Origin of the sequence: Parashewanella hymeniacidonis (genome assembly GCF_016900895.1) — a bacterium.
Taxonomy (GTDB): Bacteria; Pseudomonadota; Gammaproteobacteria; order Enterobacterales; family Shewanellaceae; genus Parashewanella; species Parashewanella hymeniacidonis.
Genome location: NZ_JAFEUN010000121.1, coordinates 1 through 11,949, shown reverse-complemented (window position 1 = coordinate 11,949; position 11,949 = coordinate 1). Strand labels below are relative to the sequence as shown.

Genomic DNA, 11,949 nt, shown 5'->3' with positions numbered 1-11,949 from the left:
TTCGAAAATAAATAATCCCCGCAGCAAGCTATCTTCGCTTCGCTCAGACTTTCGGTTACAAAACGCAGCAAGCTGCGGGGAATTGAACCCTAAGAGATTAAACACAGGAACACTGATTTTTAAACACAATTAGGAACTATAGGTCGGATGTTCGACAATATTAACGATGACTAATTAAACTGGAACAGTTCTTTAATCAAAAAATAAGCAGAGTCCTATTTACCATAACGGCCGTTGTGCGCATCTGATGTAAGCCCTAAGTTGTTTTTTAGGGCTAGTCGTAGCTTTCAGAAATTTGATTTTAGAGATACTTTTTCTAATGCAATCTTTTGATTACGAACCGAAACCGAAACACGTTTATGTCCAGAAATTAGTTACTTAAACATTAATTAGAAGCACATAAATGTATCTAAGCAGCGCAATTATCGAGTGTAATTTATGATGAGTAAACGTGCATCGGTACAATTAATAAAACAAGCAACCACTGATAAATGAACTGTAGTGTTCATTTTACCCAGTGTTATGAAAAACAGCTTGAGGATTATTACATAATTGCTGTTTGAAACTGCTAACAATATTACTTCCCGTACAGTTATTGTCAGATCTCCAAGAGACGCAGCTGTCGCTGCTTAACGAGCAAACAGCATTCTCGGCTTCACCATCAACTTTAGGTTCAGCACTTTCAGTTTTCGGTTTATGAATCTCCCAGCCTTCTAAGTGCGTTTCAGCTTTTACATCAGCTATAACGCCTATGATTTTTATGATGTCCTCACCGTAACGGTTGGCGGCTTCGTTGACGATTTTGGCGAGTTTTACTGGGCGTGCGCCTCGCTTACAACCAAGGCCACCATTGGCTTCTATGTATCCTTGCCAATTAGCGGCATCAGCGGCTTTTCGGGCATTTTCTAAAATATCGTCATTGGGAATCGTTTTTCTCAGCCGCCTTAACTCTCGCCATACTGTAACTGGCGCACCGCCGATTTGTTGAAACTGCCTTATCCGCCATGTACTTGCCCAAGCTGCAACACCTTCTGCCGCATGTTTACCTGAACTTTCAGCTTCGTAATCAACATCGACATAAGCACCATCGATATTTTTAGCGATGTACTTGGCTATGTAACCTGTGGCACTGCCTTTGGTTGGATCTATGGATTTATAATCAAAGCGTGGACTGCAATCATCAGGCGTAAAGTTGTCATCCTTAATGTTCAGTTCTTCTTTATCGTGCTGGACGGCATATTCACAAATTATTTGCCTTGCGAGTACGACTTGTTCCGGTTTAAAGAACAGCAGTAAGTGCCAGTGTGGAGTACCGTCGTGATGTGGCTCGACAACCCGAAAGCCGAAGGTTTCTATTTTTTCCCGTTCAAACTTAGCCCGTACTTTTGCCCACTGTTTGCAAAGGTACTTTTGTGTGGATCTCGGCGTGGCGCCTTCGTATGATGAATTAGCATGACTACGACCATTATCGTCTTTTATCCAGCTGTGATATTTCGACGGTGCTGTCCACGTATAAAACTCACCAACATAACTATGCTCTGCGGCCAATTGCTCGAAACCTCGCATTCTCACCATCAATTCAACACGCCGATTTTCAGGATTAGAAATTGAAGCATTAACCGCATCCATTAACGGCAATTCTAATTCGTATTGCTCGTTAATAAGCATCATCATTTTCAGCCATTCGGTATTGGCTTTTTTGCGAGCTTGATATTCTTGGAGGGTTTTGTAAGAGACATAAGGCGACACGCCAGCACGAACTTTACCGACAATAATAGCGGCGTGCTCTTTGTACTGCTGGTATGCTCTTTCAAGTTGATTATGCCACCAACTTTCATCTATTAATCGGGCAAGTGCTTTGGCAATGGTATCGAGTTCGTCTGAAATATCCGCATCTCTCTGTTGTTTCTTTTCAACCTTTTTTAAGTCAGGTAATGGCGGGCAGAAGCCCCACATATCCGCAGGCTGTTTTACGGCTTTGATGAGTTCGATGGCATCAACTTTCTTGGTTCGTTGCTCGGTGATATTTTCCAACACCATTAAACAGCGATTCGCCCATTCATTGGCTATGTCACTGCGTCTGACTTCTGAATTTAAGTGATAAAGCGGGATCGGAAACTTACGGATAACCTTATCAATGAACTCAATACTTTTTCTGAGCCAGATATTGGCACTGCGTCCATTTGGGTATTTTTTGTATCTTCTGAGGTATTCTTTTGTAAGCGTTTTTGCTGATGCATCTGGTATTCGTTGCAGCTGCTCAGTCATCCATTTTAAATTGACTTTAATCGAGTCAGCTTTTACTTGAATCTGACGTTTTAAGGTTTCAATTTGATGCTCAGATAACTTGGGATAGCGGCTGATAAAGTCGAGCAAAATTGGATGTGCGAGTTGATCTGGAATAACGGTTAGATAAGCAATGATGTGGTTCAAGTCGACTTCATCAGTACCTTTAAATACTGCTGAAAGTGATATGCCTGATTGCTCTTCAAATTCGTTGATGTCCATAACGGTTCATCTCTCAGCAGCTTCACGCAGCTTTATGCCATTCGTGATAATCGAGCTGCACATAAAGCACATCACTCAGTAAGTTACACATTTCATAAAGCTCAAAGTCATTGAGCACGACTAAGCATACTCGAACTAAGGCCGACGCCATGCCTGCATAATTGTGCGCAGCACTAAATTGGTCATGACGAATGGCTGTCCAAAACTTGTTGTAGATTTCAGCCATCAAGCGGCGCATCGCTACATGCTGATTTTTAGATAGATCAAAGGCGTAGGAAGACATGGGCGTACTCCTATAAAAAAGTTAGTTGATAGGTGTTAGTGACTTATTGCTAGATTTCAGCCGCTAGAAGATTTGATTAATCGGGAAGAAACATTTTTGAAGCTACTATTGATAGTTGGCTGAAAATAGCATTGCTCTTTACTCAGGTTTATCCCTTCAAACGCATGAGCAAGGTTGGTTATATCAATAATCGCATGGCGGATTTCGTTTCGTTGGCTGCGGCTGAACTGTTCAAACCGATAATCCCAAAGTAAGTTCGCATTTATGCCAGCAGAGTGCAGCAACACTAACTTTTGATCTTTACTCAGTTTATCGTAATGACTTGCGATACTGCTACGCCCAAGCCTTGAGCGCATACTTCTAATCGCCAATTCTGCAATTGGTAATTCGCATTCATTTGCTGATTGTTGCTCCCTAAGCTCAGTGGAGTTATCTGTAACTTTGAACATGATACATCCTCCATTCAGGAAGCCGCTTTGAGCTTTGTGGACATTCGGCCAGTAACAGCAGTGTGATTTGAGAAATTACTCTCAACGTGGTAAATCAAGCGTCTGAACTCGTTAATTAAGTTAATTGATTGCCTGATAACACGATTTCGAGCATTGGCCTTCAGTCCTCTCGACTCTTTCACTTGTTCACACAAATCAGACAGAATACCAAGCTCGATATAAGCCTTAACCAAACTGTCTTTGAAGGTAGTAGGTTTAATTGATTGGAAATGCTGGAAAGCGATAGATGGCTCGCAATCTACTTCTAAAAGTAAGCCGTCGATAATGCAACGGTTATCAGTAACCTTTACGATTTTTGCCAGTTCATTAACCGTTAGATTATGGCTATGCTCAATGCATAGTTTATTGCGTAATGTCTGCGGGCTATGGAAGCCAGCGGCCTGTGCGACTTCCTTGAGATTTTCTTCTGCTGCAAACTCCCTGTATGCGCTGTTTACATGATTGAGTTCAAACTTATCACTTGCAAACATAGCGTTTACCTCAAATTGTGAACTAAACTTCTTTTGACTGATAAAGTGGTTCAGACGAAAAGAAAGCTATATTACTTGGTCATTAGCCTCACGTATAAGAGCCAATAAATTAATCAAGGGTTTTTCTTTGGATTTGATTTTACTTCTGATAGGGAGCCGGCCTTGCTGGATCATAGAGCGTATCGTGTTCTCAGGAATGCCTGAAAATCTAGAATATTGCTCAACTGTCAAGTAGGGTACAGCTATTTGAATCGCAATTTCACTCATTTATATGTATCCTTATCACAACTGCCTTTCGTGCGTATTGGGGAATGCTAGCGAGAGGCGATAATTCAACGAACGAAAGAGATTATTGATCCAGTGAGCAATCTAGTCAAGATAAAAAGTTCAGATTTTCATCAATCGTTAATTAAACAAGTTGAAGCCGATGGTGGTAAAACCATTGTTGAGAGGCTTATTCGGCTTTTCGGTGTTCGTAACCGTCTTGAATTAGCTGAAGTTTTAGATACGCACCCTGGCACCTTTTCAACATGGCAAACCCGAAATACAACGCCTTATGAAATGCTAGTAAGAATCAGTTTAGCTACTGGTGTTCCGTTAGAGTATCTATGTTTTGGCGAAGGTGACGGGGTTCCTGATATTTTTCAAAACTCGAAAGCTAAAGTTTCTGATAAACCAATCTTGCATCGTTCAGCTTCCCCGACTGACGAAAATTTATCTCAGCTATCAATCTTTGTAATCAGCAATGGTGAGTTACAGAAAACAGAAGAACTCACAGTTGACGCCAACTTTTATAATCGCTGCGGCATCACCCAAGATGACTTTGCCATCGAACAAAACGGCAACCTGCTATTCATCAACACACACCACCAAGTGATCACCAAAGGGCAATACCTCTTCAGTGTAAACAGCGCACACCAAATCGGTGAGTTAAAACAGCAACCGGACGGCAATACTTATTTTTATGATGATAGCGGTGAGACGTACGTGGTAAACAAAGAAACCACCAAAGTGCATGGTAAGGTGGTTTCTGTTTTAAATGGAAAGTAAAACTTAACTACAGAAGCAAACTCAACTCTCCTGATTAAATTTTATAAAGTCGACTCCAATTCTTCCGGTATGGTGACTAGCTAATGCTTGATATCTAGCAGCATAGCTATCTTTTAATTGAGCTTTAACTATAAATAGTTGATCTACAATACCAACTTTATCTTCCTTTTCCTCGTGATCTTCATCTTGCTCATTACCATCCTTATCTTCGCTATCTTTACTTCTCTCTTTTTCCTCATAAGACTCCGTGCTAAAGGTAGTCAACTGGAATACGTTGTCAGCATTTGCTGTATTTTTTGCAATAGCATACTCTAGATCCGGAGTTGAACTTGTCTGTAACGTAACTTCTTCACCTAAAAATAAATAAGTACCTTCAGTTGCTTTTGACAGCGCACTGTTAAGTTTAATTTTTTCTAGTCGAATAAACTTAAGCATCTTAAAATGAGGTGATAACCGTTCTGATAATTCTGTGTTATTTTGCTCTGGAACAGTATCGCAAGCAGGAGTTACGCACAGTAACCAAGTATCCTTTTCTTGAGAATAGAGAATAGTGCCTGTCGTAATATAATTTGAAGTAAAATCTTTCGTTGAGAGTGTACAATTTAAAGCGTGGGCAACCCTAGATGGTAAATTTTGGTCTCTTGTGTTAATTGATTTACTTACGTGGCGAGATGCAAAATCAATCAACTCTTTATCTGATGATGTATCAATCTCATCAATTAATTGTTGGCAAACATTTTTTGAAAAATTGATAACCTCTTCGCCAAAAATAATATTATCTTTAAAAGAATCAGTATTATTTTCAAGAAGCTTTCTAATTTTTCTGCTGTCAGCTTCACTATTCTTTAATATTTGCCAAAGCCAAGCTACTTGAGAATTATGTTCTTTTTCAAAATATCTATTTAAGGTCACTGCACCATTTTCTATTTGATTCTGAATTTCCGATGAAATTAACCTGAAATAATTTGGACGCCAATCGATAAGTGAACTGGTCAATGTATCCCATATTTTTTGAGCATCATTACCTTCAGATTTCTGATGTAATGCAACGAAAATATTTCCAAATTTTAACCAAAGACTATCATTAAAACTTCCTTTGATTTCGATATCGTCAAAGTCATCACCTAACTTATCGAAATCAGAGAGCTTTATACAGGCTGAAGACAAGGCTATATCGCTCGAATACCTTTTATCTGTATCTGGAAGTGCTTTACTTATCTTTTTAAAATCAAAACGACCATTCTTTAAATATTGTGCTAAGTCATTATCAATAAGCTGATTCCAATCTTCTGGTATTACACTACCTTCTTCAGTTTTGTCATACCAAATATCTACAAACCCCTCATTTTTAAACTGCTTTTCAACCTCAAATTTTTTATACCCTTTCATGCTAGCTGCAATTTCGAGCCAAACTCGCTTTAAATCTTCGTTGGTATAAATAACAACCAAATTCATGTGTTTTGTTTTTGAAAGTTGCTTCAAAATAGATAAAGACAGTTTTGGGCTACTATTCTCTAATTGATAATCAAGAATCAGTAAGTCAGATTTACGAGCCTTTTCAGGGTCAAAGTTAGCTAATCCATCACTCACATCACATATTAATTTTTTATCTTCAAAAAACTGTTGTATTTCCGAGGCCTTATTTGAAGCCTTGAGTGAATCTTGAATTTGAGAAAGTTCTGTTGCATCCGTTAGGTTATCTACTAAGCGATGATAAGGAACATATTCATCATCAATCATCATTACTGAGCGAATGGCATTATCACAAAAGGTTGTGGTAATTAGTGAATTATATTCTGCATTCATTGCTTATTTCCTTTCCATTCCATTAAACTCAATAACAAAGTTAGCGCCTTCCTCAAACACCATTTCATCCTTATCTTGTGCATACCAAATTTTATGGTGAGCTACAGCTAAGTTTTCCCTACAAAGATATAATCCCACACCATGCCCATTTGAACGACGGCTATAAAAGAGTTCAAAAAGTCTTGGTATATCATCTTCATCAACTTTAGGGCCAGTATTACCAATAACGACCTTATTATCTTTAAGAGTAATTTCGATTTTTCGCACTTCGGATAGAGATACCCAATAAAGCGCGTTATTGATGATATTGACAAAAACAGGATAAATTCTTGAAGGTAAATCTCTAATTACAATTGATTTAAAAGTGTCTCCAAAAATCAATTCAACACGCTGCCTTTCGAACCGATCCCTAAAAAATCTGTTCACATGAGACTTAATCATATCCCCTGTTATATCTTGCCTCATTTGATAACCAGACAACTTTAGAGGAGATAAAAAACGAATTTGTTGCGTTAATGACTTATGCGCATCATAAGCTGTAGTGAAACCGGGATGACTTTTAGTTTCTGTTGGTAGAGAGTTAAGACCTCTTGTTACTAGTAAGTCTAATTGCTCAAGTTCATGTGCCATTACTTCGACACTAATACCAAGTTGGGCTAGAGATTGAAGCTTCTTGGCTTTATCCTCAAAATAAGCTTTTTCTTCTTCTGCCATTGAAAATGCAGAATCAAGGTTAATTCCTTGCTCTAAGCGATCAAATGCTCTAAGTATTGCTTCATATTTTATTGTAAATGAGTCTGCTAAGTTTGTATAAATTGAGTCAATTAAATTCAAATTTATTTCTGCAGAATCTTGCTCACTGGAATTATCTAAAATACTAATGGCTTGCTCGTGAAACCTGCTTCTATCTTCACCTGCTTGTGTCCGCCAGATGGAACTCAAAGTATCTAATTTGGAAGCAATTAGCTTTTCATATTTCGATACTTGTCCATTCAACAATCCCTGTCTTTGATTAAATTTCTGTTGAATTCTTTCTAAAGGAGACTGATTACTTAAAAGCAATTGTATTGAGTTAAGTCTCTCGTCTGCATAAGCAATCATCTCTGAAAACTCATTATATAAATCTCTGTACTCTCGATAAGGAACCTCTTGCTTTTCATTTACCTTCGGTGGTTTTATCGGAGTTTTTAGTTCACCTCGTTGTTTTTCTATTTGTGATAAAGATTCATTTATTTCAATTAACTCATTAGTTGAAATATCAGTATTATCTTTTAGTCTTTGATAAATTTTTCTCGTAGGAGCAATCGCCTCTTCTAACTGAGGTCTTTTACTCTTAAGCTCATTTCTAAAAGTTGTTTGGCTTTGTGTCTTAGCTTTTGTTTGAGCAGATTTTCTTGCCTGCTTTTCCTTAGCGAGAATCGATAATACGTTTTTTCTTTCATCTGACTTTGACCCAAAAAACTTGTCGGCAAGTGAAATTAAATGTGACTTTACCAACTCTTTGAATTCTCTTGCTGCCTGATTACGGATAAAACCTTCCCTTCCAGCTTTATCTCTTAGTTTTCTATTATTAACTTGATCTAAGCCAATATGTCCCCAAGTTCTCCTATTCGCCCAGAAATACCTACCTGCATTTTTTCCCCTTCTTTCTTCTATTTGAAAAAAATCATAATCAGAACGTCCATAAGGTAAAACTCTTAATTGGTCTCTAAAAATTAGGATTCCAGCATCTGCGCCTGCTCTATCTCTTAATTTGCTGTGCTCCGCTTCACTTAATGATGACTTAGTTGATTCCATTTCATAAGTCCCTAGTTTTATAGAGAACGGTCCACATTGCGATAAACCTGAGTCAAAAGAAAAACTAGGAGGAATAATTACATTCTCAATATGTTTTCCAAAAGTAGTAACTTTTCCTCTAAACCAGCCTTTTTCGTCGACTAAACCTTCAACTCGATGCTCTAATGAACAAAAGTCTTCATAATTAAATACATCGAAAGAATTAAGAATATTTTTTGACTTTCCACCTATATCAAATGTTCTGATTTCATATGAAAAATCAGTTCGTTCGAAATATGGATCGGTAAATGCCTTTAATGTATCAATCAGCGTTGACTGAATATCTAATAATTCTAAATCATCTGCTGCTTTGTCTTGCCTATTTGTAAGTAATGATAACTCCCTATTTAAATCTAATAAAAATAAAGCGGTACCATGTTCATCACCATCTAACTTTTTAACTTTTTCAAGCTGAGGTTTCCAACTTTCCATGATGAAAGCATCAAATTCGAAGCTCTCGCAGAACTCAAGAACTTTCTTTTCAGTTGGCACAAAATATAGATCATCATTAAGATGTAATTCATCTTTAGTAAAATCTATCCAAGATTGACGTATTTGTTTATCTTTTACTGGCGCATCTTGGTTCTCTGGAACTGCATGAATGCATAAGTTTGCTTTCAGTTCAGCCAGCAGTTCTTCAAACATTTCATCCAAATCATGCAGTGCATCAAACTCTGCAACTGGAACTTTAATGTCATCTAGAGAAAGATAAGGGTTTTCAAATAATCTCCAATCAATTAATACGGCTGAATATTTAGTATTAGTTTTTTTAGTCACTAAAAGAGTAATTGGGGACAAGAATGCTGCTGATAAACGACCAATTCCTTTTTCACCTTGTGTACTTCGATTCGGTAGGCCAAATCGATCAGCTTCAGGTAAAACATTTTTGGTTGTTTTTGAATTGGTTCCAATTACAAGCCAATTATCAATAACTTGTTTGAACGTCATGCCACAACCATTATCAATGATGGCACCGCATTTTATATCATCATCAAAAGTATGAAGGGCTACATCGCGCGCATAAGCATCAAATGAATTTTTCCATAACTCACTGACAGCTGTTGGAGTGTCGGCAATTTGTCCTTTGCCTAAATGATCTATCGTTCTAGCTTTTGCTTTAAACGAGACAGAAGAATGCATTTCATTTCCTAATATCCTTTCTTATAGGATGAAATACTATTTGTTTTTTACTTTTAAATAAATACGTTATGCCATATTTTTAGAACTAGAATTTAGAAAGTGCTTTTTTATTTGCTCAATAAGCGCACTACCCAATTTAACTGGCACGGCATTACCTATCTGCCTTGCTTGCTCAGTAGATGAACCTAAAAAAATAAACTCATCAGGAAAACTTTGAAGCCTAGCTGAATGTCGGAGGGTAATACCGTGATTTAACCAAGGATGGACAAAGCGTCCTTTAGATGGGTTATTGCATCCAGTAGTTATTGTATTTGATGGTGTATGAAACAAAATTCGTCCATATACATCTTTATGCCCTTTATAACCATTCTCATGGCACTTAAGCCTAAAATTAATATCTTCACGACTACCGTTCAAAGGTGTTAATTTAAATCTTTCAGCAACAGAATCTGAATGAATCATGTGAACGCTACACGGATCACCTTCGGAAATGCGCTTACCAAAAACTAAATTACTGACAAATAGTTCAGAATCTGACAGACACCAATCATTTAACTCTTTGTACCGTCTAACTAACTTGCTAAGTATACTCTTAGGAGGCTGTTCAAAGACTGTTGAAGCTGTGAGCCAACTAGTTTTTCCTTCTTTAGGTGAAAAATGAGTGGGTTCAGGAGGCCACATATTTTCATCAGAAATGATGTCTTCCCTCACCGCTAATATAAAAGCTCTTTTTCTATTTTGAGGTACACCATAATCTTTAGCATTTATGATTAGTGGAGCTCCTGAAATGGTTTTGTAGTTATGTTGTGCTGCTAATGACATAAAATCATTAAGATAAGATTCATGTCGCTTCCATAATAATCCTGGCACATTTTCAACTAAAAAAACTTTTGGTCTTAAGGCCTTAACAAAATCAAAATACCTAATTAAGAGTTTGTTTCTAGGGTCTTCTTTTCCAGCATCGTTTATCCTATGCGTCGAAAAACCTTGGCAAGGAGGGCCACCTAAGAGTAGATCTAACTCGCCTTCCTTAATGTCCCAGTATTTCATTAGCCCATGAACATCAACATCGTTAATATCCTGATTAAAAACTTGCGTTTTTGCGCCTAACCTTTGTACGATGTTAGTGCTATAAGTTTTTGCAGCCATTTTATCGAACTCTACAGCAGCTAAAATATCAAACCCATTTTGATGCGCAGCTAAGGAGAAGCCTCCCGCACCAGAAAAAAGATCAATAGCTGTAAGTTGATTTCCCATAAAACCTAAAAGTATAAAAATAGATGATTCGAGAATTATAGTGATAGAAAACTTCAAAACCTAGCCTTTTGTTATATAACTGACATTCACTGCTCACATATCAGTCTTTCAACAATAGCCTACAATCCCACAAATATGTTATTCCAATAACACCTAACCTTAAACCTTTAAGAATGCGATTATGTCGTTAATATACAGTACAGAAAATCAAGCTATTGATAGTTTTTAACGATTACAACTTATGATTACAACTTATAGATAGCCCTAAGAAATTAAATTTTTTTACCCTCCCTTTTTTTCTTGAGGTTTAAATGTCAGTCCGCAACCTAAAAGACGGTAGTGCAAAACCTTGGATGTGTGAATGCTACCCACATGGACGTAGTCAAAAGCGAGTTAGAAAGAGGTTCGCAACAAAAAGCGAAGCTCAAGCATTTGAGTTACACACCCTAAAAACTGTGGACGATAAGCCTTGGCTGGGCGAAAAAGTAGATAACAGAAGATTGTCATCTCTGATTAACCGTTGGCATGAGCTTCATGGTCAGCAGTTGGCAGAACCCGAAAATCGTTTGCGTAAACTCCAACTCATTTGTAATGGTTTGAATGATCCCATTGCAAGCAAAATGACACTGAATGACTTCGCTCATTATCGTCAAATGCGTCTTGATGGCGAAATTGTCGATATGCAGGGTAATCGAACAAAGGTCAAAGCCAATACCGTCAATCACGAACATGCCTATCTACACTCTGTTTTCTCACAATTGAAAAAATTAGGCGAATGGAACCACCCGAACCCAATTGAAGATTTAGAGCCTTTCAAGACACAAGATACTGAGCTGGCTTTCCTCTACTCTGAAGAAATACCTAAATTGCTGGACGAATGCAAAAACGCAAAGTACGAGCACTTAGTTACCGTTGTAAAAATTTGCCTTTCTACTGGTGCCAGATGGTCTGAAGCGGAAGGTTTAACAGCTGACTCTTCTACACAAATATTATGGAAATTGAACTTATTATCGTTTCGTTGATCTGATCAGTAAATTACACTAGATAAGGCAACGCATCATGTCAATTTTCAACCAAGATCTATGGTCAA

9 protein-coding genes are annotated in these 11,949 nt (G+C 37.6%); 2 read left to right on the top strand and 7 right to left on the bottom strand.

Translation table 11 applies throughout. The annotated features are described in order from the left end of the window. Positions 1–510: 510 nt before the first annotated feature. Genes JQC92_RS18525 through JQC92_RS18510 form a run of 4 tightly spaced genes read right to left on the bottom strand, consistent with a single transcriptional unit; the run spans position 511 to position 3,770 of the window. Positions 511–2,508, bottom strand: a complete 1,998-nt coding sequence (locus JQC92_RS18525; RefSeq protein ID WP_205001037.1) for a replication endonuclease — start codon at positions 2,506–2,508, stop codon at positions 511–513. A gap of 22 nt (positions 2,509–2,530) precedes the next feature. Then, positions 2,531–2,791, bottom strand: coding sequence for a hypothetical protein (locus JQC92_RS18520; RefSeq protein ID WP_205001036.1), 261 nt, complete (start codon positions 2,789–2,791; stop codon positions 2,531–2,533). Positions 2,792–2,847: 56 nt separating this feature from the next. Next, entirely contained in the window at positions 2,848–3,240 is a 393-nt protein-coding gene (locus tag JQC92_RS18515; protein WP_205001035.1) for a hypothetical protein, read from the bottom strand. A 14-nt stretch (positions 3,241–3,254) separates the two neighbouring features. Then, positions 3,255–3,770 (bottom strand): phage regulatory CII family protein, encoded by a 516-nt coding sequence (locus tag JQC92_RS18510; protein ID WP_205001034.1) that lies wholly within the window; start codon positions 3,768–3,770, stop codon positions 3,255–3,257. 360 nt (positions 3,771–4,130) lie between these two features. Here JQC92_RS18510 and JQC92_RS18505 point away from each other — a divergent pair, with 360 nt between their 5' ends. Next, positions 4,131–4,820, top strand: coding sequence for a helix-turn-helix domain-containing protein (locus JQC92_RS18505; RefSeq protein WP_205001033.1), 690 nt, complete (start codon positions 4,131–4,133; stop codon positions 4,818–4,820). A 21-nt stretch (positions 4,821–4,841) separates the two neighbouring features. Here the strand turns inward: JQC92_RS18505 and JQC92_RS18500 are convergent, their stop codons facing one another. The 3 genes from JQC92_RS18500 to JQC92_RS18490 all read right to left on the bottom strand — a co-directional run bounded on the left by JQC92_RS18500 (position 4,842) and on the right by JQC92_RS18490 (position 10,916). Continuing rightward, positions 4,842–6,626: a response regulator receiver domain gene (locus tag JQC92_RS18500; RefSeq protein ID WP_205001032.1), complete on the bottom strand. Its 1,785-nt coding sequence runs from the start codon at positions 6,624–6,626 to the stop codon at positions 4,842–4,844. Positions 6,627–6,629: 3 nt separating this feature from the next. Then, positions 6,630–9,602 (bottom strand): ATP-binding protein, encoded by a 2,973-nt coding sequence (locus JQC92_RS18495; RefSeq protein WP_205001031.1) that lies wholly within the window; start codon positions 9,600–9,602, stop codon positions 6,630–6,632. Positions 9,603–9,668: 66 nt separating this feature from the next. Further along, entirely contained in the window at positions 9,669–10,916 is a 1,248-nt protein-coding gene (locus JQC92_RS18490) for a DNA cytosine methyltransferase (RefSeq protein ID WP_239480640.1), read from the bottom strand. 254 nt (positions 10,917–11,170) lie between these two features. Between JQC92_RS18490 and JQC92_RS18485 the strand changes: the two genes are divergently transcribed. After that, entirely contained in the window at positions 11,171–11,881 is a 711-nt protein-coding gene (locus JQC92_RS18485; RefSeq protein WP_205001030.1) for a phage integrase, read from the top strand. Positions 11,882–11,949 lie beyond the last annotated feature (68 nt).

Coding starts and splice junctions, on each gene's coding strand:
- JQC92_RS18525 (WP_205001037.1), bottom strand. CDS start 2,508: ATGGACATCAACGAATTTGAAGAGCAATCAGGCATATCACTTTCAGCA.
- JQC92_RS18520 (WP_205001036.1), bottom strand. CDS start 2,791: ATGTCTTCCTACGCCTTTGATCTATCTAAAAATCAGCATGTAGCGATG.
- JQC92_RS18515 (WP_205001035.1), bottom strand. CDS start 3,240: ATGTTCAAAGTTACAGATAACTCCACTGAGCTTAGGGAGCAACAATCA.
- JQC92_RS18510 (WP_205001034.1), bottom strand. CDS start 3,770: ATGTTTGCAAGTGATAAGTTTGAACTCAATCATGTAAACAGCGCATAC.
- JQC92_RS18500 (WP_205001032.1), bottom strand. CDS start 6,626: ATGAATGCAGAATATAATTCACTAATTACCACAACCTTTTGTGATAAT.
- JQC92_RS18495 (WP_205001031.1), bottom strand. CDS start 9,602: ATGCATTCTTCTGTCTCGTTTAAAGCAAAAGCTAGAACGATAGATCAT.
- JQC92_RS18485 (WP_205001030.1), top strand. CDS start 11,171: ATGTCAGTCCGCAACCTAAAAGACGGTAGTGCAAAACCTTGGATGTGT.